Genomic DNA, 24,275 nt, shown 5'->3' with positions numbered 1-24,275 from the left:
GGCCAATTCACTCTCCGGGATCGAGCAACCGCGGGCCTGCGCCTTCTTCGGAAAGCGCGTCCCACGGATTGCGCAAGGGACAGCTATCGAGCGAAAGGCAGCCGCAGCCGATGCAGCTGTCCAGCTGATCGCGAAGTCCCTGCAGGCGCTTGATGCGAGCGTCGAGATCGTCCTTCCAACGCTCCGAAAGGGCCTTCCAGTCGGATGCCGTCGGCGTACGCCCCTGCGGCAGCGATCGAAGAGCCGCCTGAACCTCGGCAAGCGGAATGCCGACGCGTTGGGCTACCTTGATGATGGAGACTCGCCGCAGCACTTCGCGAGGGTAGCGCCGTTGGTTACCGCGGCTGCGATGGCTCTCGATCAGGCCTTTCGCCTCATAGAAGTGCAGTGCCGATACGGCAACGCCGCTGCGCGTCGCCACCTCGCCCACCGTCAGCAACTTCGGAAATTGAGCCGGATCGATTTTTCCCATTTTCGCTATTGACCTCAACTTTACTTGAGGTTTTATAACCCTGGCTCCGAAGCGCGTAAAGCAGGAGCAAGACATGACAGAAAGAACCCGGCTGGCGATCATCTATGGCAGCACGCGTCCGGGCCGGCTGTGCGACCGGGTGGTCAACTGGGTCGCCCGCGAGTTGGCGCACTATCCGCTCATCGACATCGACCTGATCGATCCCCTCGAATTCGATCTGCCTTTCGCGCACAATCGCGAGCATCCCGGCGTCGCAGCTCTGTCGGAGCGGCTTTCGGATGCCGATGCCTTCATTGTCGTCACGCCGGAATACAATCACAGTTTCACCGCCTCGCTGAAATTCGTGCTCGATCTCGTCTACGAGCCCTGGCACGGCAAACCTGTCGCCTTCATCTCCTATGGCGGCATCTCCGGCGGCCTGCGCGCGGTGGAACAGTTGCGGCTCGTCTTTGCCGAGCTGCACACGGTCACCGTGCGCGATACGGTCAGCTTCGCCAATCCCTGGGGCAGATTTGCCGAGGATGGCACGCTGGAAAATCCGCTCGACGCCAGAAAATCGCTTGTCCTCATGATTGCGCGGCTGAACTGGTGGAGCAACGCCCTGAAACCGGCCCGCGTCACGCGCCCCTACCGCTCCGTTGCCGCCTGATCAGTATCCTAGAACACAGGAATCCGATCTCTCGTTTCTGGCAGGTGCGGGAGATCGGTCCGACGCCCGGACCCGACACCACGGATCCGGGCGTCCTGCCTTCAAGGATCACGCTTGCCGAAACCGCCGCAATGACCTAACCCAACAGCAGGAGATCTCGGGCGGATACGGGAATGGAGAAGGCCAAGCGGCTGGGAGGAGCGGATTTCGTGCGCGCTGTCGCATGTTTGATGGTGCTTGTTCACCATCTCGTGCTCCGAATGAATTTCTACAAGATCCCACCGGATCTGGACATGACCTTCATAATCGCGCGCTTCGGCAATCACGGCGTCTCGGTCTTCTTCGTCCTCAGCGGTTTCCTTCTTGCACGCCCCTTCTGGCTGGCACTGGATAGAGCTCAACCCTTACCTTCGCTGAAGATCTATGCCATGCGCCGTGCCGCACGCATCCTGCCGGGTTTCTGGTTTGCCCTGACGGTCGGCTTCCTGATTAGTTTCACCATCTATGGCTTTCCGCTCGATGCAGAACTGGTCGGCCGCTACATCGCCGGTTTCTTCTTGATGAGCCAATGGCACTGGCGCACCTTTTTTCCGGTGCAAGGCGATGGGCCGCTATGGTCGATCCCCTTCGAGACGACCTGCTATGTTCTCATGCCGATCGGTTTCCTGCTGTTGTTCCATCCGAAACTGAGATCGCGCTCCGTACTCGTCAGCCGCCTGCTCTGGATCGGCATCATTGCGATATCCTTGATTGGCCATTGGCTCGTGGTCACCTATCTTCCAACCGACAATGTAGGGCAAGGATGGCGATATGGCTTCCAGGGCGGCGCCAAGGAATGGATGCCGCGCTATAACCCGATCGGCTTCTTCGCCATATTCGCGATCGGCGCGCTCGCCGCCGGCATTCAGACACTCCTCCCAGCCCGACGCTCAGCGATCTATGACATCATCGGCGCGGTCGCGATCGTCATGGGCGCGTGGCAGCTACCGCAGTCCATCGGCGGCGCAGCGGAAGGCTATGCCTGGCTCGGCATTCCCTATCAATTCCCGCTGCTTCCCCTGGCGGTCGCGATTGCGCTTTGCGCGCTTCCCCAATCGCTGCTGCTGGCAAAGCTGCTCGACAATCCCGCGAGCCGCTATGTCGCCACCGTCTCATTCGGCGTCTACATCTGGCAGGATATCGTGCTGACCTTGATGCCGCAGCTCTTTCCCTCATCATTCGGCGCAGGCTCCGACGATGTTCTCGTCGGCTGGATAATTTCAAGCCTGATCGCAACCGCCATCATCTTTGCCATCGGCACGCTGAGCTATGTGCTGCTCGAACGCCCCGTCATTCAGTGGGCGCGCTCGCGGGAGAACACGGGGATACGTCCCGTCACCGCATGATGGACGGGAAGGAAAACGGCCTAAGCTGAATGCCTCCTAGACACGAGTCGCCTTCAGCCGCTCCTCATCGAGAACGACGCCGAGGCCTGGTGCGACGCCGAGATCCAGCCAGCCGGCCTCATGCTTGAGCGGCGAGGCCATCGGATAATCACGGCGCGCTTCACTCCATTCCGGATTATCATAGGGATATTCGAGCCAGGCTGCATCGGCAACGCCCGCGGTCAGATGCGCATTGGCGAGCACACCGATGCCATTCGTCCAGGAATGCGGCGTGAACTGCACGCCCGCCTCGCGCGCCTGATAGGCGAGCCGCCGGCAACCGGTGATGCCACCAACGAGCGCAACATCGGGCTGGATGACATCGAAGGCACGCTCCTCGATGATATCGCGGAACTCGTAGAGCTCGCGCGTCATCTCGCCGCCGACGATGCGCACCGAAGTTGCCTGCTTCAATTCCTTCATGCCCTTGCGGTCGGAGCGGTGAAGCGGCTCTTCCATCCAGTAAACGCCGAGCCGCTCCAATTCCTTGGCGACGGCAAGCGCATCCTTGAAGGTCCATGGCAGGGTCGTATCCCAGGGCATGCGCCAACCCTGATTGCAGTCGACCATCAGCTCCAGTCGGTCGCCGACGCGGGCGCGGATCGCTTCCAGCGCCTTGACGTCCTCACGCCAGCCGCCACGCCCTCCCGAAGACGAGGAGAAGCGCACCTTCATGGCCGGGAAGCCCTCGTCAATATAACGTTCGGCCTGGTCGGCCATGGCAGAGGGCTCACGCAACACACCGGAGGATGCATAGAGCCGCACGCGGCTGGCGCGGCCACCGAGCATCCGCCAGACCGGCTCGCCGGTAATCTTGCCGGAGAGGTCCCACAGCGCCAGATCCATCGGCCAGCAGCGGCCATAATGGAAGTTGATATGCGAGAGGACTTCATAATGCCGTTCGACGTGCCGCGGGTCCTGCCCGATGAACAGATCCTCATGCCCCTCGAAACCCTTCATCAGGTCGCCGGAGCCGATGCCCTCGCGGCCTTCATCATCCCTGACGCGAACGATGGTCGCATCGAAGTGCCGGCGTGGACGGCCATCCCAGCTTGCCTTGAATGCCGGATCGAGCGGCAGGCGGTGATGGGTGATCTCGATGGAAACGATCTTGCTCATGGTCATGCCTCCCTACAAACCTCAGCCGAACTGCTGCCAGATCGTCTTGTAATCGCAATACTTGTCGATCGCGTGCACCGAACGGTCGCGGCCGAAACCGGACTGCTTGAAGCCGCCGAACGGCGTCGCGAAATTCGACATGTCATAGGTGTTGATCCACACCGTACCCGCATGGATCTCTTCAGAGAAGCGATAAGCGCGATCCATGTCCTTGGTAAAGACGGCGCCGGCCAGCCCGTAGATCGTGTCGTTGGCGATCCTCAGCGCCTCCTCCTCCGTGTCGAAGGGAATGGCGGCGAGCACTGGTCCGAAGATTTCCTGCCGCGCTAGGCTCATGTCGTTGGTCATATCGACGAAGACGCCCGGCGAGACATAGTAGCCTCCTGTCTCGCTCATGACGCGCTCGGCACCGAAGGCACGGCGCGCGCCTTCCTTCTCGCCGGCCGCGATCATCGCCAGAACCTTGTTCATATGCTCTTCCTCGATCAGCGCGCCGATCTGCGCCGCAGGGTCGAGCGGATGCTTGAGCGCGATATCCGAGCGGGTGACTGCCTCGATCTTCTCGATCAGCCTATCCTGCACCGAACGCTGCACGATGAGGCGGGTCGACGCATGGCACGTCTCGCCGGAATTGTAGAAGCAGCCCCAGGCAGCCGCGACGGCGGCCGCATCGAGATCGGCATCTTCGAAGACGACCAGCGGCGACTTGCCGCCAAGCTCCAGCGCCACGCGCTTGACGTTCGATTGCGCCGCATAGCCCATGATCAGCTTGCCGACTTCGGTGGAACCGGTGAAGGCGATCATGTCGACATCCATGTGCAGCGCCAGTGGCTTGCCGGTCTCTTCGCCATAACCCGTCACGACGTTGAAGACGCCCGCGGGCAGGCCTGCTTCCACTGCGAGCTCGGCAAGGCGGATCGCCGAAAGCGAAGACTGTTCGGCCGGCTTGAGCACGACGGAATTGCCAGCCGCGATCGCCGGGCCGAGCTTCCACGCATCGATGATCATCGGATAGTTCCAGGGCGTGATCGCGCCGATGACGCCGAGCGGCACCTTGCGCACCAGCGCGCGTGCATTCGGGCCGGTCGGCGCGATCTCGTCATACATCTTGTCGATCATCTCGCCGTAGAACTGGATGCCGTCGGCGCAAAGGCGCACATCGACACCAAGCGACGCCATGACCGGCTTACCGACATCGATCGTCTCGAGCATGGCCAGTTCGTCGCCATGGGCGCGGATGAGCTCGGCCCATTTCAGCATGATCTTCTTCTTTTCGAGCGGCTCCTTCTTGCGCCAGACACCGCTCTCAAAGGCAGCGCGGGCCGAGGCAACGGCAGCGTCGACGTCAGCGGCATTGCCGCGCGCAAGCTCAGCGCCGGGCTTGCCGTCCATCGGCCGGATGCGGGTGAAGGTTTCGCCGGATGCGGCGGCACGGTGCAAGCCATCGATGAAGTGCCGTCCTTCGGGCTTGAGAGTGGACAGAACACTTTCCCAATAGTCCCGCGTGTAATTCTTGGTCATCTCAGATTCCTTTCGGCAGCGCCATGATGGCGGCGGCAAAGCGGTGGATATCGGCATCCGTCACGTCACGGATCGTCGAGCGCCGCATGGGCTGGTTTTCGGTCGCGCGCATCTCGCGGGCGAGATCGGAAGCATCGAAGGGTTTGAAGGCAGCCGGCAGCGCGCGCACGATGCCGCAGCAGTCCATCCAGTCGGAGATGAAAGCAGGAAGTTCAGCAGCGCTATCGAGGCCGCAAGCCTTGGCCGCTGCATTGAGATCTGCGGTATCGGCTTCGGCGAGCCATGGCAGCGTCACCTCGAAGCCGAGCGCCGTCGCAAGGCCATGATGAATCGGCGCGAGGCCGGCCAACGCATGGCTGACATTGTGGGCGATCGCCGTGCCGCAATTGTCGATGGCAATGCCAGCAAAACAGGAGCCGAGCAGCACGTCGCCGCGAGCGGCCATATCGTCGGGCTGCTTGACGGCCGTTTCCAGTGCGCCGGTCAGCAGCCGCAGCGCCTGATGCGCATAGAATTGCGCACCGCGATGCGTATTCCGGTTCGTGGCTGCCTCGAAAGCGTGGATGAAGGCATCGAGGCCGCACCATGCGGTCAGGCTGGCGGGCAAGGTCTTCGTCAGTGCCGGATCGAGGATAACGAGATCGGCCTTTGTCTCCGGTCCCCAGATCCAGAGCTTCTTGCCCTCAGGCCCGGCAAAGATATTCGTCGCCGATGTCTCCGAACCCGTACCGGCTGTAGTCGGGATCATGATCTTCTTCAGCGGATTCTTCGGCAGCGGATTGGCCGCCAGCGCGTAATGCATCGGATCCTTGCCGAAGGCGATGCAGCAGGCGACGATCTTGCCGATATCGAGGGCAGAGCCGCCGCCGATGCCGATCACCATATCGGCGCCCTGCCCCGCCTCGATCGCCGCATGCAGATGCGCAAGCTTCGGCTCGCCGGCAAAATCGGAAAAGATCTGCGTCTTGACGCCGGCTTCCGCAAGCTCGGCGCTGACCCTGGCCGCAAGGCCGGACTGCGCCAGGAAAGCATCGATGACGAGCAGGACGGTGCTGACGCCATCGAAGGATTTGACTGCGGCGGGAAGGCCGGAGAGCGCACCCTCGCCGAAACGAAGATCTGGGATGGCGGAAACGGAAAAGGACACGCGGTTCACCTTAGACAAGCGACTGAAAATGATGTCACAATCTTGCATCACAATTTCAGATCTTCAAATCCGGGTAATTATTGGGAATATTGATGATCTAAAGTTATGGAGAGCCGATGTTAGAGAAAATACCGCTGGAGGCATTCCGCGTGTTCGACGCGGCGGCACGCGCCATGAATTTTTCCCGCGCCGGCCGGGAGCTCAACATCACCCAGGCCGCCGTCAGCCGCCGCATCAAGGGGCTGGAAGATCACCTAGGCGCGACGCTCTTCACCCGGCGCGGCCGAAATCTGGCGCTAACGCCGGATGGCGAGCGGCTGTTCCAGCGCGTGCGCGCCACGCTGGAATATCTGGAAGAGAGCCTGGAGCCCTTTCGCACCGGCACGGGCGAAATCATCTCGATCGCTGCAAGCGGCTCGATCTCGCATCTCTGGCTCGGGCAGCGCCTGAGGGATTTCGGCAAGGAGAGCCCCGGCATCTCCGTGCGCCTGCTGACGACGGATGTGCACTCCGAACTCGCCTCGGAGAACAACGATCTCATCATCATCTATTCCACCGGCGAACATCCGCGCTGGAGCCTCACGCCGCTCTTGAAAGAGGTGCTGGTCCCGGTCGCCTCGCCGGATTATCTGGCAGCCCGCGGCTTGGACGCGCAGACACTGACGGCGGTGGATATTGCCGGGCTCGATCTCATCGACTACGAGCGCGCCAACGCCCATTGGATCAGTTTCCGCCAATGGTTCGGCCGCGTCGGCGATCCCTTGAAGGGAAAGCTGCCGCGACCGCGCCTGTCCTTCTCGACCTACATCATGGCCGTAGAAGCAGCCCTCAGAGGCGAAGGCATCGCACTCGGTAGCCTTGGCCTGATTGAGGAATATCTGCAGTCAAGTGCACTCGTCACAGTCGGCCAGGATCGCGTCGAGAGTGGCTTCGGATATTATCTGGGCGCACCGCGTTTTCGCTCGCTCTCTCCCGAGGCAGCGCAACTGCACAGGTTTCTGCTGGCAGAAAATCGCTAGAATCTAGATCGTGAGTTTGTCGGAGAATCGCAAATATGGAAATCGTTCGCGATTGTAATTGGTTCACATCAAAACGCCATTCAGTTATTTCCTATGTATATTGCAAGCGGTCCAAATCTGGCTCATACAATCCAGGTTAGGCGTTACTTCTGGCGTAACAGCAAAAGCTAATCCCCAGCAGGTTCGCGAGAAGAGCCGAACATCGTATTCCTCCCTGGCGCGAGGCATTTCCATGACAGACAGTCAGCAGCGGCTTGGCGCTGCGCCATATGTCATTGCTGGATTTTCATTCTTTCCCCTCCTTGGCGTACCCTTTGGGATCACAGCTATTCTTTGGGGATTGCTAACCAGGAAGAAAGGGGGACAGCTGTTAGCGACACTTGGAGCGCTCGGAATACTCGTTACCGTCGTCCTTTATGGAGGTCTCTATTATAAGGGGTTCGTGGAGCACGGCGGCATCGCCGATGATCTCAAGAAGCGACTCGCATCGCAGACACTCAACACCTTGGTTCCGGCCATAGAGTTATACCGGCTGCAACACGGATCCTATCCAAGCTCTTTGGAAGAGCTGCAAAAGGCAACAGGACAAAACAATGCAATTTTCGTGGCCGACCCCTTCCAGCTCGGTCCGCTGCCGAACCAGAATCTCTTCTACTATCAGCGCACGGGTGCCAATCACTATTATCTTCGCAGTGTCGGGCCTGACGGCATCCCGTTCACAACCGATGACATTGTGCCTGACATTCTCAATCCGGCTGGCAACTTAGGGCTGCTCGTCGACAAAACTCAACGGCCGTAATGAGTTGATGATATTTCAAACGAGAGCATACGGATAACAAAAAAGCGGCCCAGAGGACCGCTTCCATCTCACGCACAACTCTCGGATCGCATCAATCCTGCGGGATCGAGCCGCGCAGATGCGAGAGTTCCATGATGAAGTGCTCCAAGCGCGATTTGTGCTCGTGATGCTCGGCATCTTCGAGCTCGGCCTTGGCGGCATTGATGCGGCGGTCCAGCTCGTCGCGGCTCATGTCTTCGACCGGAACGGCGGATTCGGCAAGCAGCGTGCAGCCGGTCGGCAGGATGTCGGCGAAACCGCCGAAAACAACGTAGTCCTGCTTCTTGCCCGAAGCCGAATGCACCTTGACGACACCAGGCTTGATCGTGGTCATGGTCGGCGCATGGTTCGCCATGACCGTCATCTCGCCTTCGCTCGCGGGGATGACGACATCGATAACCTGTTCCGACAGCAGCAAACGCTCCGGAGAAACCAGTTCGAAATTGAAATTGTCAGCCATGGCCCGTCACTTCTCGATTGTCTTATTCGCAAGGCAAGGGCGCGCGGACAAGGCCGCGCGCCGATGGATTGGCCTGATCAGGCAGCCAGCTTCTTGGCCTTTTCGATCGCTTCGTCGATCGAGCCGACCATGTAGAAGGCAGCTTCCGGCAGGTGGTCGTATTCGCCGTTGACGAGGCCCTTGAAGCCCTTGATCGTGTCTTCGAGCGCGACGAGCTTGCCCGGCGAACCGGTGAAGACTTCGGCGACGAAGAACGGCTGCGACAGGAAGCGCTCGATCTTGCGGGCGCGGGCAACAGCGAGCTTGTCGTCTTCGGACAGTTCGTCCATACCCAGGATGGCGATGATGTCCTGCAGGGCTTTGTAGCGCTGCAGCGTCGACTGAACCTTACGGGCAACTTCGTAGTGCTCTTCACCAACGACCATCGGGTCGAGCATGCGCGAGGTGGAGTCGAGCGGGTCGACGGCCGGGTAGATGCCCTTTTCAGCGATCGAGCGCGACAGAACGGTCGTTGCATCCAGGTGGGCGAAGGAGGTTGCCGGTGCCGGGTCGGTCAAGTCGTCGGCCGGAACGTAAATGGCCTGAACCGAGGTGATCGAGCCCGTCGTCGTGGTGGTGATGCGCTCCTGCATCTGGCCCATGTCGGTTGCGAGCGTCGGCTGATAGCCCACGGCAGAAGGAATACGACCGAGCAGAGCTGACACTTCCGAACCAGCCTGCGTGAAGCGGAAGATGTTGTCGACGAAGAACAGAACGTCCTGGCCTTCATCACGGAAGTTTTCAGCAACGGTCAAACCGGTCAGAGCGACGCGAGCGCGGGCGCCCGGCGGTTCGTTCATCTGGCCGTAAACGAGCGCAGCCTTGGAGCCTTCGCCGCCACCGTGCTTGTTGACGCCTGATTCGATCATTTCGTGGTAAAGGTCGTTGCCTTCGCGGGTACGCTCACCCACGCCTGCGAACACCGAGTAACCACCGTGCGCCTTGGCGACGTTGTTGATCAGTTCCATGATGAGAACGGTCTTGCCAACGCCGGCGCCGCCGAACAGGCCGATCTTGCCGCCCTTCGCATAAGGAGCCAGCAGGTCGACGACCTTGATGCCGGTGACGAGGATCTGCGCCTCCGTGGACTGCTCGACGTAGGACGGAGCTTCCTGGTGGATAGCGCGCTTCTTGGAGGTGTTCAGCGGACCTGCTTCGTCGACCGGCTCGCCGATGACGTTCATGATACGACCCAGCGTCTCGTGTCCAACCGGAACGGAAATCGGTGCGCCCGTGTCCTTGACCGGCTGACCGCGAACCAGACCTTCGGTCGAGTCCATGGCAATGGTGCGGACGGAATTTTCGCCGAGGTGCTGTGCGACTTCGAGAACCAGACGATTGCCGTTATTGTCGGTTTCAAGCGCGTTCAGGATCGCCGGGAGCTCGCCGTCGAAAGCAACGTCCACAACGGCGCCGATAACCTGAGTAACCTTACCGACAGAACCTGCGGGGGTAGCTGCGTCAGCCATATTCTTACCCTCTTTTCCCTAACCTCAGAGCGCTTCGGCGCCCGAAATGATTTCAATCAATTCCTTGGTGATCTGTGCCTGGCGCTGACGGTTGTAGTTCAGCGTCAGCTTGTTGATCATCTCACCAGCGTTGCGCGTCGCATTGTCCATCGCGCTCATCTTGGCGCCCATTTCGCCGGCGACGTTTTCGAGCAACGCGCGGAAGATCTGGACAGAGATGTTGCGCGGGATCAGGTCCGCGAGGATCGAAGCCGCATCCGGCTCGTATTCATAGACGGCGCCCTTGTGGGCCGCATCTTCTTCGACAACGGCGGGAGCCGACGCCGGAATGAGCTGCTGTGCCGTCGGGATCTGGCTGATCACCGACTTGAATTCGGAATAGAACAGCGTGCAGACATCGAATTCGCCGGCTTCGAACATCTCGATGATGCGCTTGCCGATGGCGTCGGCATTGTCGAAACCGATGCGCTTGACGTCGCGCAATTCCTTGCGCTCGACGATCAGCGATGCGTATTCGCGGCGAAGGACGTCATAGCCCTTCTTGCCGACGGTGAAGATTTTCACCGTCTTGCCTTCCGCCAGAAGCTTGCGGGCATGATCGCGGGCAAAGCGCGAAATCTGCGAATTGAAACCACCGCACAGACCACGCTCGGCCGTGCAGACGACGAGCAGATGCACGTCGCTCTTGCCGGTTCCGGTCATCAGCAGCGGCGCGCCATCAGCATCGCTGACGGCAGCCGAAATGTTGGCCAGAACAGCAGCCATGCGCTGCGAGTAAGGCCGGGCGGCCTCGGCCGCCTCCTGCGCACGCCGAAGCTTCGCCGCGGCGACCATTTTCATCGCCTTGGTGATCTTCTGCGTCGCCTTGACGGAGGCGATCCGGTTTTTCAGATCCTTGAGTGAAGGCATCCTTGGTCCGTCCTAGAGCTTGGCCCGATTACGCGAAAGACTTGGCGAAACTGTCGAGAGCAGCGGTGAGCTTACCCTTCGTCGCGTCGCTGATGGCCTTTTCGGTACGGATGGTGTCGAGGATGTCCTTGCCTTCCGAGCGGAGGTACGACAGCAGGCCCTGCTCGAACTTGCCGACCTGAGCAACGGGCAGCTTGTCGAGATAGCCGTTGACGCCGGCGAAGATCACTGCGACCTGTTCTTCCGTCTTCAGCGGCGAGAACTGCGGCTGCTTCAGGAGTTCGGTCAGGCGAGCACCGCGATTCAGCAGGCGCTGCGTTGCCGCATCGAGGTCGGAACCGAACTGGGCGAAGGCGGCCATTTCGCGATACTGGGCGAGTTCGCCCTTGATCGAGCCGGCAACCTGCTTCATCGCCTTGATCTGAGCGGACGAACCGACGCGCGAAACCGAGAGACCGACGTTAACGGCCGGGCGGATACCCTGATAGAACAAGTCCGTTTCGAGGAAGATCTGGCCGTCGGTGATCGAGATCACGTTGGTCGGAATGAAGGCCGAAACGTCGTTGCCCTGCGTTTCGATGACCGGGAGAGCCGTAAGCGAGCCAGCGCCTTTCTCGTCGTTCATCTTGGCAGCGCGCTCGAGGAGACGCGAGTGCAGGTAGAAAACGTCGCCCGGATAAGCTTCGCGGCCCGGCGGGCGGCGCAGCAGCAGCGACATCTGACGGTAAGCAACGGCCTGCTTGGAGAGGTCGTCATAGCCGATCAGGGCGTGCTGGGCGTTGTCACGGAAATATTCACCCATGGCGCAGCCGGCAAACGGAGCCAGGAACTGCATCGGAGCCGGATCGGAAGCCGTCGCAGCCACGATGATCGAGTACTTCAGAGCGCCGCGTTCTTCAAGAACCTTCACGAACTGCGCAACGGTCGAACGCTTCTGGCCGACAGCGACGTAAACGCAGAACAGCTTTTCGCTGTCCGGACCGTTATCCTGAATGGACTTCTGGTTCAGGATCGTGTCGAGAATGATGGCGGTCTTGCCGGTCTGGCGGTCGCCGATGACGAGCTCGCGCTGGCCGCGGCCAACTGGGATCAGAGCGTCGATGGCCTTGAGGCCAGTCGACATCGGCTCATGAACCGACTTGCGCGGAATGATGCCCGGAGCCTTGACGTCGACGCGCGAACGACGGGTCGCGTTGATCGGGCCCTTGCCATCGATCGGGTTGCCGAGCGCGTCGACAACGCGGCCGAGCAGCTCCGGACCAACCGGAACGTCAACGATCGCGCCGGTGCGCTTGACGGTGTCGCCTTCCTTAATGTCGCGGTCGGAGCCGAAGATAACGACACCGACATTGTCGGCTTCGAGGTTCAGCGCCATGCCGCGGATGCCGCCGGGGAATTCGACCATTTCGCCGGCCTGAACATTGTCCAGACCGTAGACGCGGGCGATACCGTCACCGACGGAGAGAACCTGGCCGACTTCGGAGACTTCAGCTTCCTTGCCGAAGTTTTTGATCTGATCTTTCAGAATTGCGGAAATTTCCGCGGCGCGGATATCCATCAGCCGACCTCTTTCAATGCAAGCTTAAGGGTGGAGAGTTTGGTGCGAAGGGACGTATCGATCTGACGCGAACCGACCTTGACGATCAGGCCGCCGAGGATCGACGGATCGACGGTGACGGCGATCGCCACGTCCTTGCCGGTGACGCCCTTCAGCGCCGCCTTCAATTCATCTTCCTGCGCAGGAGTGAGCGCATGGGCCGAGGTGACCTCGGCGGAAATCTCGCCGCGATGCTGGGCGGCGATGATGCGGAAAGCCTTGATCATGCCCGGCAGCGCAAAAAGGCGCCGGTTGCTGGCCACAAGCTTCAGAAAATTGGTGACATAGGCGCCAAAGCCGGCCTTCTTTGCCAGCGCTTCGATCGCGCCGACCTGCTCTTCAGCCGAAAAAACCGGGCTGAGGACGAAGCGCTTCAGATCATCGCTTTCGTCGAGCATGGCTTGGAACCGATCGAGATCGGCGGCCACTGCCGGCACGGCACCCTCTTCAAGAGCCAATTCGAACAGCGACGAGGCATATCGTTCTGCAACGCCAGAAACATGCTGGGATGTGTCTGCCACGGGCACAAAATTCCCTGATTTCAACCCAAGAACCAAACTTCCGGGTGACGGAAGCGATATGCCCTTGAATTCGTTTTGATTTCCCCCAGAAATCAGCAGGAGTGCTCTCCCGCCTCATCCGAAATTCGGGGTTCGTCTAACATAGGATATTGAGACTCGCAACACGCGTATTCGACGAATACGCCATTCGGGCGAATTTATGATGGCAAAATTCGAAAACCATGGGGATAGCGCAGGCAAAAATGGCCGCGCCGGAGCCGTTTTCGGCTCAAATATAGCCGAGACCATAGAGAAAAGGTAGCGCCGCGAGAATCGCCTGCACAACCAGAAGGAGAAGACTCAAAAATACGCTGCCCCGATCGGACATAAGCGACAGGATGCGGCCGAAAGCCGCCACCCCGAAGGAGGCTCCGAGCGCCAGATAGATCATTGGCTGCGCCAAGAGGATCGCCACCAGTCCGAAACCGACCATGAAGCCACCGGCCGAGCGCGCTTCCGCATAGGCCTCCGACCGGCCCTCCTTCACCTGCAGCTTGAGGAAGCGATAGGTGTAGCCCGGTGCAAACATCAGGAAAAGGCCGATCAGTGCTGTGACGGCAGCCGAACAATAGGCAAGCCGTTCGCCGAATTCGGCCGGAAAATAAAGCTCCATCATTGCCCTCAAAATCAGCCGTGCAAATCACGTTAAGTGAGATGGCCGACTTATGGCATGATCCGCATTACAAGGGAAAGGCGCAGGCAAGATATCTGCAGCATCAATCACAGAAAGCTTTGCGGATCGATATCGAGCTGCACCTGTACGGAACCACGCTCCTTTGGGGACTGCGCCAGCATCGCCCGCAGGAATCCCTGCATATCCGAATTGCGCCGGCCATGCACGAGCAGGCGGAAGCGATGGCGGCCGCGCACCAGCGCGATCGGTGCTTCGGCAGGACCCAACACCGAAATGCCCGAAACCTGCGGCGCCGCATTGCGCATGCCACGCGCATGGGTCTCGGCATCCTGCCTGCTGTCGGCCGAGACGATGATAGAGGCAAGCCGGCCGAAGGGCGGCAAGATAGCCCTCTCCCGTTCCGAAATCTCGCGCTCGTAAAAGGCGCTGGCATCGCCCGAGACGATCGCCTGCATCACTGGGTGTTGCGGCTGGTAGGTCTGCAGCAGACCGTGGCTCTTGAGGCCGGTTCGCCCGGCGCGTCCTGTCACCTGCGACAGGAGCTGGAACGTCCGCTCGGCGGCGCGCGGATCGCCATTCGCCAGGCCGAGATCCGCATCGACAATGCCGACCAGCGTCATCAGCGGGAAATTGTGTCCCTTGGCGACGAGTTGCGTGCCGATGACGATATCGGCCTCGCCCTTGGCGATGGCATCGAGCTCCAGCCGCAGCCGCTTGACGCCGCCCATGATGTCGGAAGAGAGCACGATCGTTCGCGCTTCGGGGAAATGCCGCTCCACCTCCTCCGCGATACGCTCGACGCCTGGGCCGCAGGCGACGAGATGATCGAGCGTGCCGCATTCGGGACAAGCCTCCGGCGTGCGCTCGGCATAGCCGCATTGATGGCACTGGATCTGGTTGCGGAAACGGTGCTCCACCAGCCAGCTCGAACATTGCGGGCACTGGAAGCGATGGCCGCAGACGCGGCAGAGCGTCAGCGGCGCATAACCGCGCCTGTTGAGGAACAGCAGCGCCTGCTCGCCCTTGGCAACCGTCTTGCCGATCGCGCGGATCATGACCGGCGACAGGAAGCCGCCGCGCTCCGGCGCATGCCGGCGCATGTCGATCAGGTGCAGGTCGGGCAGCGCCGCATCGCCATAGCGCGTCGGCAAGTGGATTGTCGTGTAGCGCCCACTCTGGCCATTGACCTGGCTTTCGACCGAAGGTGTCGCGGAAACCAGCACGACAGGAAAATCACCGATGCGGCCGCGCACCACGGCCATATCTCGCGCATTGTAATAGACGCGATCCTCCTGCTTATAGGCAGGGTCATGCTCTTCATCGACGATGATGAGCCCGAGATCCTCGAAAGGCAGGAAGAGCGCCGAGCGCGCCCCGGCCACGACCCTGACTTCGCCTGTGACAGCCTGTCGCCAGACTTTCTCGCGCATGCGCGGCGCGAGATCGGAATGCCATTCGGCCGGCTTGGCGCCGAAGCGATCCTGAAAACGCTCGAGGAAGCTTGCCGTCAGTGCAATTTCCGGCAGCAGGATCAACACCTGCTTGCCACGCCTCAGCGTTTCGGCAATGGCCTCGAAATAGACCTCCGTCTTGCCGGAACCGGTAACGCCATCGATCAGGGAAACCGCGAACTCGCCCTTGCGGACGTCGGCCAGGATCTCATCGGCCGCGTCCTTCTGCGGCCCCTGCAGCCGCGACGCGGTGAATTCGGGATCGGGTTTGGCGACGACCGGCGGCGGCGGCAGGAAGATGGTTTCAAAAATGCCCTGCGCGATCAACCCGTCGATGACGCTGGTGGACACGCCGGCCGCATGCGCAAGCCCTGTGCGCGTCCACGAAAGCCCATCGGCGGCAATCTCCATCACCTTGGCGCGCGCCGGCGTCATGCGCTCCGGCTGCCCGCCGATGAATCGCAGTCCCTCGACCATCGGTTCTGGATCGAAGGCGGCCGGCGCTCTCAGCGCCATGCGCGCCACCAGCCCCGGCGGCGACAGCGTATAGGCGGCAACCCAATCGATGAAATCGCGCATATGCTTGCCGAGCGGCGGGCAATCGAACACATGGCTGATCGGCCGAAGCTTCTTCGGATCGACACCGCCGTCATCCTCGCCATCCCAGACCACGCCGATCACCTGCCGCGGCCCGAGCGGCACCTGCACCACCGAACCCGGCTCCACCGCCATGCCCTCAAGCACGGCATAGGAATACGCTCTTGGCGCCGGCATCGGCACGAGAACGGGCACGGTACGGCTCATCACAGATTTTGCAGGCGCCGTCTCGAAAAGCGCACCGAACAGATCGGAAGAATCTTTGCTCATTGCGCCGGACCATGCCTCGAACGGACGCAAAAGAAAACCCGGATCGCCGGATCACTACTACTCATCGCCCTCATCCATCTCGCCGGTCAGTCGCATGCCGTCGATCCAGGTGGAGCCATCCTCACGGATCACCCGGCGCGGCTTGGCGCCGCAGCGCTCCCGTACCGCCTCGGCCAAGCGTTCGGAATGGGTGACGATCCAGATCTGGCTCGTCTTTGCGGCCTCGGCGATCATGTCGGCAAGCGGCACCAGCATATCCGGATGCAGGCTCGCTTCCGGCTCGTTGAGCGCGATCAGGGGCGGCAGGCGATAGGACATCAGGGCTGCGGCAAGACCGAGGAAGCGGATTTGACCGTCCGACAGTTCGCGCGGCTGGAAGACGCGGTTGGGAAATTCGGGCAGCATCAGCCCGAAATCCGCCGTTTCCTCCGGCACCGGCACGACGAGCCGCGCGCCGCCAAGAGCGGCGGCGATTACGCAGTCGAGTTCGACCGTATCTCCTCTTATATGTTTGAGCGTGGCGAAAACGGCGGCGATGTTAGCGCCATCCTCATCCAGCATAGGCGACGTTATGGCCAAGCAAGGTGCACGCAATGGCGAACCACGATCAGTGCGGAAACCATGAAAGAAGCGCCAGGCATCGACAGCTCGCCGGAAGGCGCCGATCTCCGGATAATGTCCGGCATCGCCAAGCAAAGCGATCGCGGTTTCCGATGGCAGGGCCTGTTCGCGATAGGCTTCCATACGGCCATTCTCGCCACGAACCGCAATACCAGGCCCGTCACGTTTCATCATCGTGACCGGCCTGCGCCCGGCTTCGAACGTAAGCTCCTCGGTTTTGATTTCCGGCTCAAGTGAGAAACCCGCAGCGGTCGGTGGCCGTATGCCCGCTTCGATCCAGTAGCGAAAGGTCGCCGCCCGCTCCATGTCGAGCAGCTCGACATCGAAGCGGATACGAGGGGACTCATGCGAACGCCGCTTGCCCGACCACATGGCCGAGAACATGCCGCCTTCGCTTGAGATTTCATATGCCAGCCGGCCGCGAACTGCGGCCTGCACCAGCTGCAGGGAACGATAGAGATTGGACTTGCCGACACCGTTCTCGCCGATGAACAGATTGACATCGGAAAGATCCATGCGGATCGAGCGCAGGGAGCGATAATTTCGGGCAAACATGGAGCGTAGCTGCATGCCCGAGGGTTTAGCCGATTCCGATATTAAAGAGAATGCGAAACCAGAGGCTCGTCCTCACTCGGAGGAACAAGCGGCGAGAAGGTCGCGTTGCCATCCGCCGCAAGGTCGAAGACCGTATGCTTCTCCAGTGCCTTCGTTGCCTCGTTGACGTCGCCGTCCAGATGCTCGACGGGAATGAGGTTGCCGACGAGGAAATCGAACCGGTCGCCGCGCTTGTTGAGCAACTCGTGGAACACGGTCATGTCGCGCAGCTCGGTCGACCATTTGGCGAACCAGTAGAACAGGCCGGAATTGCGCGCCGTCAGATGAACGGGGAGGATCGGCAGATTGTATTTGCGTGCGAGCCCCACGGCCGAGGTCTTCCACGGCCGTTCGTTCAGTTTGCCGTTTTCCCAGTAGGCGATGCGGCCGGACGGGAAGAGCACGGTCACCTTGCCCTCCGCCACGGCGCGGTTGGTCAGCTGCAGCGTCTCGCGCGTCTTTGGCTTGCTCTTATATTCCTCGCGCCATTCGACCGGGATGATCATCTCGGCAAAGCGCGGGTTGACGCGTACCGCATCGCGGTTAGCAAAGATCATCATGTCGGGCCGGCGCGATTTCAGAAGATCGAAGACAGCGACGCCATCGGCAATGCCGGTGGGATGATTGCTGACGAGAATGAAGCCGCCCTTAGCCGGAATACGATCGGCATGGGTGACGCCGATATCGAGCCGCAGCAGATCGCTCATATATTCGAAGCACTGAAAGCCGGAGAGCTTGGCGACATCATCGGCGAATTCGATCGCCTTGTTGTAGCGCAGCAGCGTGTAGAGAAACGGGCGCATCAGCGGCCAGAGCGGATTGCGCACGATCTTCTGCCCGCGCTCGGCGATGAGAGTATCGACAATATGTCCGGGCTGGCCCTGAGACACCAAAGCGATCGCCTCTGCAAGTTGTCCCAATGCAGTTATCGAGCCGCGGCGCGCCATGAAGTATCCTGAATGGTTGGGATATATTCTATCGCAATCGAATATGATCGAAGCATGACAAGCGCCTCGCATATGGAAGGCGAACCATATGCAGTTTCATTGAAGTCCAGCTGCTCTCCGCAACACGAAGGAAAACGCCTCGGAAACAGTGGGAAAATTAGCGATTCCATAACCTTCCTTCCTTCAAAGTGGCAGAAGGAATGCGAATTTCAAGGGGTTTTCCACTGAACGAATTGCTTGTTATCGCCGACTCCAGGTTGATGGCGGAACGCAACCGCTGGCTCGACGCGCTTGGTCAAGAGCGGCGGCTCGCCGCCCATACGCTGAATGCCTACGAACGCGATACGCGGCAATTCCTGACCTTCCTCACCGGCCATCTCGGCGGTCCGGCGACGATCGAGGATATTCACGCGCTCCGCTCCTCCGACTTTCGCGCTTTTCTTGCAGCGCGCCGCAAGGATGGCGCGGGCGCGCGTTCGCTCGGGCGCAACCTCGCCGGGCTTCGCTCGCTGCTGCGCTATCTCGAAAAGAAGGGTCTGGTGAATGCTGCGGGTGCGGCTGCGGTGCGCTCGCCAAAACAACCGAAATCGCTGCCGAAGCCTCTTTCCGACAGGCAGGCAATCACCGTCGTCAGCGATGAGGCGCAGCTGCATGAGGAACCGTGGATCGCCGCGCGCGATGCCGCCGTGCTGACCCTGCTCTATGGCTGCGGCCTGCGCATTTCCGAGGCGCTGGATTTGAAGCCGCAGGATTTTCCGCCGGGCGCAACCTCGCTGCGCATTACCGGTAAGGGCAACAAGACCCGCCTGGTGCCTCTGCTGTCGATCGTCATCGAAGCGATCGATCAATATCGCAAGCTCTGCCCTTATCATCTCGAAGCCGATGGCGCCCTCTTTCGCGGCGCGCGCGGCGGCAAGCTGCAGCCGGGCATCATCCAGCACGGCATGCAGAAACTGCGCAGCGCATTCGGCCTGCCGGATACAGCAACACCCCACGCGCTCCGTCATTCCTTTGCCACCCATCTCCTGGCTGGCGGCGGCGATCTGCGCACCATCCAGGAACTGCTCGGCCACGCCAGCCTCTCGACAACACAGGTCTATACCGGCGTCGATTCCTCGCGCCTGCTCGAGGTCTACGACCGCGCCCACCCTCGCGCATAAGAAAAGATTAACCTCTCGCGTTAAGGGAATTTCCGTCTCGCTCACGTAAAGTAAAACCCTGTCTCGGCATGCCTCCCGAAAGCCGCTTTCGAGCGTTAGGGATCACGCCTCTGCTAACGGAAGATTTTGATGATTTCTGCCCTCGAGTCCAAGACGATGCGGTCGATGAAGCCGACGCTTGGCGATGTCATGCTCTGGCTTGCAACCGCCTTTCCGCTGATGCTCGCGGTACTGTTGGTCGCAACCATACTGACGCTGCAGCCGGCCCATGCCGAAGGCGCTGTGTCCGATAGCTGTGGCGGCAAGGATCTGATGGCCGAACTTCAAAAGAACGATCCAGCAAAATACGCCACCATCATCGCCGCCGGCGACAAGATGGAAAACGGCAAGGGCATCTTCTGGAAGATCGAAAAGCCCGGCCTGAAGCCGTCCTGGCTGCTCGGCACCATGCATGTCTCGGACACGCGCGTGCTCACCATGCCGAAGGGCGCTGCAGACGCCGTTGCATCAGCTGATACGATCGTTGTCGAATCGGATGAGATTCTCGACGACAAGAAAGCCGCCGCGGCCCTCTTCGCCAATCCTTCACTCACCATGCTCACCGACGGCTCGACCATCAGCCAGCATCTCACGTCCGAAGAAAATGCGCGGCTTGAAGCAGGGCTGAAGGAGCGCGGCATTGCGCTCGCCGCCGTCTCGCGCATGCAGCCCTGGCTGATCTCGAGCTCCTTCGAGATGACGGGCTGTGAGGTTCGCCGCAAGACGGCCGGCGCGAAATTCCTCGATCAGAAACTCGCAACCGACGCTGCGGCCGAAGGCAAGAAGGTCGTCGGTCTCGAAACGTTGGCCGAGCAGGCTAAGGCCATGAGCGATCTGCCGGTCGCACTGCACCTGAAGTCGCTGATGCAGACGCTCGAACTGGGCGACAAGATCAACGACGTCAACGAAACGATGACGGAGCTCTATCTCGCCGGCAATATTGGCGCGATGATCCCGATGCTGAAGGTGATCGAGCCGGACCAGAAGATCACCGATGCCGATACCGCCGCCTTCGAGCAGCGCATCATCCTCGATCGCAACAAGGTCATGGCCGAACGCGCGGCTGCGGTTCTCGACAAGGGCAATGCTTTCATCGCTGTCGGCGCACTTCATCTCGTCGGTGACAAGGGTCTCGTGGCGCTGCTGCGCAAGCAGGGCTTCACAGTGACGGCGGTGAACTGACCGCTTGCATTCGCTTACCGAGATCGGCAAGCATGGTCGCGACGATCAGCCGGTGGAATGGCGTGATGATTGCGAGATAGATCCGGCCGAGCAATATATTCCGCCGAACGAGCGTCGTGGCATCGACCAACCGACGCCCCTGATCGTCATCACGCACGTCGATGACGACCCGAAAATCGAGATGCCGGTCGTCGAAGCCGAGCACGACCTGATTGTCGGACTTGCTGACGACGGGAAAGAAGCCGATCTTTTCCCGCTCCTCCGCCCGAAGATCGCTGCTGGATCTCAAGCCGAACAAGCCCGTTACCGCATCGCGCACTCGTATCAGCAGCCGCACCCAAAGCGGAAAGCGGCTGAGCATTGCTCGGGCGGCAGCAATTGCCGTCAGATCCGAGTTCGAAATCTTCAGCTCGTAGCAGTCGGCCCAATCCGCATCCGGCAGGGCCGGATGCGGCATAAGGGGTTTCACCATCAAAGGCCTTGCAGACATGATTTCATCCGCCTTTATTCGACGGCTGCAGACTACCACACATTGCATTGCCACCCGACCAACAAAAGCCGGCTGCGGCAATTTGGCCGGCAGATGACAAACTACCGGACCGCCGATGCGTTGGCCGGCAAAATCTTCAGTCGCCAGGATGTGTTTGGCTTCAGATAGGTCGTTGCGATGGCACGGACATCCTCGGCAGTCACGGCTTCGTAGCCACTGATGCTTCTGCGAATACGGTCGAGGCGCCGAGGATCGCTTTGAGCATCGTGAAGATTCTGCACCCAATAGCCGTTGGTCTGCTGCGAACGCTTCACCGCTTCGATGATCGGAACCTTGGCCCGCGTCAGCTCGTCGGGCGAAACGTCTCCATGACCGAGATCGGCGGCGATCTTATCCACCAGCTCGAAGAAATGATCCACCTTGGCGGGCGTGGTTTCGACATAGAGATAGGCAAAACCATAGCCGGGGATCGATCTCGACAGATCGACTTCGCCCAGAGGACTGTAGGTCGCTCCCTCGGCGATGCGGAACTGGTCGACCAGGCGATTCTGCAGGATCGCCCCGGCGACATTGGCAGCGGCGGCGCGCGGCAGATCGGACAGGAAGTCGCCGATCGGCATGGCGACGGCTGCACCGGCGCTGTCGCCACGCCCGTCATGGAGCCGAACGACCGGATCGGCCGTGGGTGCCGGAAAATGTACGCCGGAACCGTCACCCTGTTTCTCTTCGTCGCCGCGAACCGGCAAGGCGCCGAAGGTCTGCGCCGTCAAGCGAATGACGTCATCCACCTCGATATCGCCGGCGATGATGACCTCGATCGGCCCCTTCGAAAGAGCAGGCTGCATGAAGCCCTCGAAATCTTCCGGCTTCGCATCGATCAATTGTGCCCGGTCCGGGAATGCCCAACGCGGATCGCCGGAGTGCAGGAGCCCGGAAAGATCGCGCCCGACCACGCTGCCCGGCGTCGCCTGAAGCTGGGGAAGCATGTTCAGATAGGCTTGCTGGACCCGCTTGAAGACATCCAGACGATAGGCCGCATCGGAAACATAGGCGGTCAGCAGCTGTAATTGCGTTTGTAGGTCGCGCGACTGGGTCGTTCCCTCGAATTTGAAAGAGGCATCCTGAATGGCGAAATCGATGCTCACGACCTTTGCGGCAAAAGCCTTCTGCATGTCGTCATAGCCAATGGCTTTCAGGCCGGATAGCGGCAGCGCGGGCGCAGCCCAGATTGGCAACCGACGATCGTTCGGCAGGTCCAGCCTGCCGCGGCCGACCTCAGCTCGCACCAAAACCTCATCGGCGCGATACTTGGTCGGCTTGACGGTCAGGCGGACGCCATTGGCAAAACGCACCATAGTCACGCCGAGATCATCGACGGCACGGCGTTCGACGATATCGCCGGGCTTGCCGAAATCGGTATAGGGCCATGCGACCGAAGCCGTCAGTTCCGGCGCCTTCACCGCCACAGCGCGCGAGTCGGAATACGCCTTCTCGACAGCGGCATCGCCACCCTCGGGCATTTGCGGGATTTGCAGCACCAGCTGCGGACCATTGCCGGTAAAGACGCGCTGAAGAGCCTTGTTAACCTCTTCCGCCCGCAGGTCCTTCATCGCGGTGTCAAACAGCGCCAGATCGTCCGCGGGCGAGGTGAAGACCATGTTTTCGCCAACGCTCCAGCTGAGCGAGCCGGCAATATCCGGGCTCGCGCGCGTCGCGGCTCCGTTCGCGGCAGCCTGGAGCGTGGAGCGATATTCGGTAATTTCCCGATCGATCTCGCTTTGGTCGGCACCGAACTGCGCTAGGCGGCGCTGCTCCTGATCGATAGCCGCCAGGGCACCCTGCCACTTGGCGGGATCGCTATCGGCAGCAATCATCGCGACATGGGCCGATTTCAGCAGATCCTGGGCGCCGGCCTGCGCACTGACGAAGGGCGGATTGGGCTGCTGTGCCAAAACTGACAGGCGCCGATTGAGAACGGCGAGGCCGATATCTTCCACCAACTGCGCGCGGCGCTTGACAGCCGTATCCGGCGAAGCATCGTAGGGGCGTGTCCAGGCAAGCTGCACGCGGGTCGCACCACCCGGCACGATGACCGTGCCGACGCGCTCTCCATGGCTTTGGAGAGTGCCGAGATCAGGGTCTGCGGATGCAGCTGCGGCGGCGGTCCAATTGCCGAAGCGGTTGCGGATATCGGCTTCGATGGCGGCCGCATCGATATCGCCGACGACAACCAGGGCGGCGCGATCGGGGCGATAATAGGTGCGGTAGAAATCCTGCAGCAGATCGATCGGGGCGTTGCTGATGATATCGGTTTTGCCGATCGGCGGGCGCTGCGGCACACGCTGTCCCGGTAGCAGTTGCGCAAGCAAACCGGTCCCGCCGCGATATTGCGGCGTGTCACGCAGCTTCTCTTCCGAAAGGATGACACCGCGCTCGCGGTCGAAGGCGCCTGCATCGAGCGTCAGTTCGCTCGCCGTCTCACGCATCAGCATCAATCCAGTCGAAACCGTCTCCGGATTGGCTTCCGGCAGATCAAGCGCATAAACAGTTTCGCCATAGCTCGTGGACGCATTGGTATCCGCGCCGAAGGCAAGACCGAGACGCTGAAGGGTGCGCACCATCTCGCCTTCCGGCACATGGGTCGAGCCCTTGAAGGCCATATGCTCAAGGAAATGCGCCAAGCCCTGCTGGTCGTCGCGCTCCTGCAGGGAGCCAGCGCCGATACGGAAGCGGATTGCCACCTGACCGGCCGGAGTCGCATTGTGCATGACGGCATAGCGCATACCGTTCGGCAAGGTCCCAAAACGAATTCCCTGCTCCGCCGGCAGGTCGCTTGCCGCCTGAGGCCAGTTGGCGACAGGCGTTTCCGCATAGGCGGGAGCCGCAACGGCAACGAGGAATTCGATCGCTGTCGCAACGAAAAGTTTCAGGGATAGACGACCGGCTGGGTTTTGACGTGACATGCTTGCTTTGTTGGTGAGAACGATTGGGTGATGCGATGCACGGGGCCCGTACATCGCATCATCAGGCAAGCATTGCAATCCCGGCGCTTGTCTCGCCGGGATAG

21 protein-coding genes are annotated in these 24,275 nt (G+C 60.8%); 6 read left to right on the top strand and 15 right to left on the bottom strand.

The window, feature by feature from the left end; translation table 11 throughout:
• Window positions 1–7: 7 nt before the first annotated feature.
• Window positions 8–472, bottom strand: coding sequence for a redox-sensitive transcriptional activator SoxR (gene soxR / locus ACYJRZ_RS20370; RefSeq protein ID WP_459461943.1), 465 nt, complete (start codon window positions 470–472; stop codon window positions 8–10).
• Window positions 473–545: 73 nt separating this feature from the next.
• Between soxR and ACYJRZ_RS20365 the strand changes: the two genes are divergently transcribed.
• On the top strand, window positions 546–1,121 hold the full coding sequence (locus tag ACYJRZ_RS20365; protein WP_459461941.1) for an NADPH-dependent FMN reductase: 576 nt from the start codon (window positions 546–548) through the stop codon (window positions 1,119–1,121).
• Window positions 1,122–1,294: 173 nt separating this feature from the next.
• On the top strand, window positions 1,295–2,506 hold the full coding sequence (locus tag ACYJRZ_RS20360) for an acyltransferase family protein (protein WP_459461939.1): 1,212 nt from the start codon (window positions 1,295–1,297) through the stop codon (window positions 2,504–2,506).
• A gap of 36 nt (window positions 2,507–2,542) precedes the next feature.
• On the opposite strand, the gene ACYJRZ_RS20355 is transcribed toward ACYJRZ_RS20360, so the two are convergent.
• The 3 genes from ACYJRZ_RS20355 to ACYJRZ_RS20345 are packed head-to-tail and all read right to left on the bottom strand — an operon-like array spanning window position 2,543 to window position 6,332.
• Window positions 2,543–3,664: a mandelate racemase/muconate lactonizing enzyme family protein gene (locus ACYJRZ_RS20355; RefSeq protein ID WP_459461937.1), complete on the bottom strand. Its 1,122-nt coding sequence runs from the start codon at window positions 3,662–3,664 to the stop codon at window positions 2,543–2,545.
• Window positions 3,665–3,685: 21 nt separating this feature from the next.
• Window positions 3,686–5,185 carry an aldehyde dehydrogenase family protein gene (locus tag ACYJRZ_RS20350; protein ID WP_459461935.1) on the bottom strand — a complete coding sequence of 500 codons (1,500 nt, stop codon included), beginning with the start codon at window positions 5,183–5,185 and terminating at the stop codon, window positions 3,686–3,688.
• Window position 5,186: 1 nt separating this feature from the next.
• A complete protein-coding gene (locus ACYJRZ_RS20345; protein WP_459461933.1) occupies window positions 5,187–6,332 on the bottom strand; it encodes an iron-containing alcohol dehydrogenase in 1,146 nt (381 codons plus the stop codon).
• 116 nt (window positions 6,333–6,448) lie between these two features.
• Between ACYJRZ_RS20345 and ACYJRZ_RS20340 the strand changes: the two genes are divergently transcribed.
• Window positions 6,449–7,351, top strand: coding sequence for a LysR substrate-binding domain-containing protein (locus tag ACYJRZ_RS20340; protein ID WP_459461931.1), 903 nt, complete (start codon window positions 6,449–6,451; stop codon window positions 7,349–7,351).
• 232 nt (window positions 7,352–7,583) lie between these two features.
• A complete protein-coding gene (locus ACYJRZ_RS20335) occupies window positions 7,584–8,150 on the top strand; it encodes a type II secretion system protein GspG (protein WP_459461929.1) in 567 nt (188 codons plus the stop codon).
• Between the two features lie 91 nt (window positions 8,151–8,241).
• On the opposite strand, the gene ACYJRZ_RS20330 is transcribed toward ACYJRZ_RS20335, so the two are convergent.
• The 9 genes from ACYJRZ_RS20330 to ACYJRZ_RS20290 all read right to left on the bottom strand — a co-directional run bounded on the left by ACYJRZ_RS20330 (window position 8,242) and on the right by ACYJRZ_RS20290 (window position 18,337).
• A complete protein-coding gene (locus ACYJRZ_RS20330; protein WP_095436050.1) occupies window positions 8,242–8,649 on the bottom strand; it encodes a F0F1 ATP synthase subunit epsilon in 408 nt (135 codons plus the stop codon).
• Window positions 8,650–8,726: 77 nt separating this feature from the next.
• Window positions 8,727–10,157 (bottom strand): F0F1 ATP synthase subunit beta, encoded by a 1,431-nt coding sequence (gene atpD, locus ACYJRZ_RS20325; RefSeq protein WP_069613407.1) that lies wholly within the window; start codon window positions 10,155–10,157, stop codon window positions 8,727–8,729.
• A 24-nt stretch (window positions 10,158–10,181) separates the two neighbouring features.
• A complete protein-coding gene (locus ACYJRZ_RS20320) occupies window positions 10,182–11,066 on the bottom strand; it encodes a F0F1 ATP synthase subunit gamma (protein ID WP_015341388.1) in 885 nt (294 codons plus the stop codon).
• Between the two features lie 28 nt (window positions 11,067–11,094).
• Window positions 11,095–12,624, bottom strand: coding sequence for a F0F1 ATP synthase subunit alpha (atpA, locus tag ACYJRZ_RS20315; protein WP_069613405.1), 1,530 nt, complete (start codon window positions 12,622–12,624; stop codon window positions 11,095–11,097).
• A complete protein-coding gene (locus ACYJRZ_RS20310; protein WP_112421229.1) occupies window positions 12,624–13,190 on the bottom strand; it encodes a F0F1 ATP synthase subunit delta in 567 nt (188 codons plus the stop codon). The genes atpA and ACYJRZ_RS20310 overlap by 1 nt, the downstream gene beginning before the upstream one ends.
• A gap of 262 nt (window positions 13,191–13,452) precedes the next feature.
• The gene (locus tag ACYJRZ_RS20305; RefSeq protein WP_459462141.1) at window positions 13,453–13,836 is read right to left on the bottom strand and encodes an AGROH133_08824 family phage infection protein; all 384 of its coding nucleotides are present in this window, start codon (window positions 13,834–13,836) and stop codon (window positions 13,453–13,455) included.
• A gap of 107 nt (window positions 13,837–13,943) precedes the next feature.
• A complete protein-coding gene (locus ACYJRZ_RS20300) occupies window positions 13,944–16,175 on the bottom strand; it encodes a primosomal protein N' (RefSeq protein ID WP_459461925.1) in 2,232 nt (743 codons plus the stop codon).
• Window positions 16,176–16,232: 57 nt separating this feature from the next.
• Complete coding sequence (locus tag ACYJRZ_RS20295; protein WP_459461923.1) at window positions 16,233–17,366, bottom strand: AAA family ATPase; 1,134 nt, start codon at window positions 17,364–17,366, stop codon at window positions 16,233–16,235.
• A 26-nt stretch (window positions 17,367–17,392) separates the two neighbouring features.
• Entirely contained in the window at window positions 17,393–18,337 is a 945-nt protein-coding gene (locus tag ACYJRZ_RS20290; protein ID WP_459461921.1) for a GNAT family N-acetyltransferase, read from the bottom strand.
• Window positions 18,338–18,561: 224 nt separating this feature from the next.
• Between ACYJRZ_RS20290 and ACYJRZ_RS20285 the strand changes: the two genes are divergently transcribed.
• Both ACYJRZ_RS20285 and ACYJRZ_RS20280 read left to right on the top strand, forming a co-directional pair.
• Window positions 18,562–19,497: a tyrosine recombinase XerC gene (locus tag ACYJRZ_RS20285; RefSeq protein WP_459462139.1), complete on the top strand. Its 936-nt coding sequence runs from the start codon at window positions 18,562–18,564 to the stop codon at window positions 19,495–19,497.
• A 129-nt stretch (window positions 19,498–19,626) separates the two neighbouring features.
• A complete protein-coding gene (locus ACYJRZ_RS20280; RefSeq protein ID WP_459461919.1) occupies window positions 19,627–20,718 on the top strand; it encodes a TraB/GumN family protein in 1,092 nt (363 codons plus the stop codon).
• Here ACYJRZ_RS20280 and ACYJRZ_RS20275 read toward each other — a convergent pair.
• Window positions 20,696–21,208 carry a DUF2867 domain-containing protein gene (locus ACYJRZ_RS20275; protein WP_459461917.1) on the bottom strand — a complete coding sequence of 171 codons (513 nt, stop codon included), beginning with the start codon at window positions 21,206–21,208 and terminating at the stop codon, window positions 20,696–20,698. The genes ACYJRZ_RS20280 and ACYJRZ_RS20275 overlap by 23 nt on opposite strands.
• Before the next feature lie 101 nt (window positions 21,209–21,309).
• Complete coding sequence (locus ACYJRZ_RS20270) at window positions 21,310–24,171, bottom strand: M16 family metallopeptidase (RefSeq protein ID WP_459461915.1); 2,862 nt, start codon at window positions 24,169–24,171, stop codon at window positions 21,310–21,312.
• Window positions 24,172–24,275 lie beyond the last annotated feature (104 nt).

Source organism: Rhizobium sp. No.120 (assembly GCF_054558365.1).
This window is presented reverse-complemented; position numbering and strand designations above follow the sequence as displayed.

Coding starts and splice junctions, on each gene's coding strand:
- soxR (WP_459461943.1), bottom strand. CDS start 472: ATGGGAAAAATCGATCCGGCTCAATTTCCGAAGTTGCTGACGGTGGGC.
- ACYJRZ_RS20365 (WP_459461941.1), top strand. CDS start 546: ATGACAGAAAGAACCCGGCTGGCGATCATCTATGGCAGCACGCGTCCG.
- ACYJRZ_RS20360 (WP_459461939.1), top strand. CDS start 1,295: ATGGAGAAGGCCAAGCGGCTGGGAGGAGCGGATTTCGTGCGCGCTGTC.
- ACYJRZ_RS20355 (WP_459461937.1), bottom strand. CDS start 3,664: ATGAGCAAGATCGTTTCCATCGAGATCACCCATCACCGCCTGCCGCTC.
- ACYJRZ_RS20350 (WP_459461935.1), bottom strand. CDS start 5,185: ATGACCAAGAATTACACGCGGGACTATTGGGAAAGTGTTCTGTCCACT.
- ACYJRZ_RS20340 (WP_459461931.1), top strand. CDS start 6,449: ATGTTAGAGAAAATACCGCTGGAGGCATTCCGCGTGTTCGACGCGGCG.
- ACYJRZ_RS20335 (WP_459461929.1), top strand. CDS start 7,584: ATGACAGACAGTCAGCAGCGGCTTGGCGCTGCGCCATATGTCATTGCT.
- ACYJRZ_RS20330 (WP_095436050.1), bottom strand. CDS start 8,649: ATGGCTGACAATTTCAATTTCGAACTGGTTTCTCCGGAGCGTTTGCTG.
- atpD (WP_069613407.1), bottom strand. CDS start 10,157: ATGGCTGACGCAGCTACCCCCGCAGGTTCTGTCGGTAAGGTTACTCAG.
- ACYJRZ_RS20320 (WP_015341388.1), bottom strand. CDS start 11,066: ATGCCTTCACTCAAGGATCTGAAAAACCGGATCGCCTCCGTCAAGGCG.
- atpA (WP_069613405.1), bottom strand. CDS start 12,624: ATGGATATCCGCGCCGCGGAAATTTCCGCAATTCTGAAAGATCAGATC.
- ACYJRZ_RS20305 (WP_459462141.1), bottom strand. CDS start 13,836: ATGGAGCTTTATTTTCCGGCCGAATTCGGCGAACGGCTTGCCTATTGT.
- ACYJRZ_RS20300 (WP_459461925.1), bottom strand. CDS start 16,175: ATGAGCAAAGATTCTTCCGATCTGTTCGGTGCGCTTTTCGAGACGGCG.
- ACYJRZ_RS20295 (WP_459461923.1), bottom strand. CDS start 17,366: ATGCAGCTACGCTCCATGTTTGCCCGAAATTATCGCTCCCTGCGCTCG.
- ACYJRZ_RS20290 (WP_459461921.1), bottom strand. CDS start 18,337: ATGGCGCGCCGCGGCTCGATAACTGCATTGGGACAACTTGCAGAGGCG.
- ACYJRZ_RS20280 (WP_459461919.1), top strand. CDS start 19,627: ATGATTTCTGCCCTCGAGTCCAAGACGATGCGGTCGATGAAGCCGACG.
- ACYJRZ_RS20275 (WP_459461917.1), bottom strand. CDS start 21,208: ATGTCTGCAAGGCCTTTGATGGTGAAACCCCTTATGCCGCATCCGGCC.
- ACYJRZ_RS20270 (WP_459461915.1), bottom strand. CDS start 24,171: ATGTCACGTCAAAACCCAGCCGGTCGTCTATCCCTGAAACTTTTCGTT.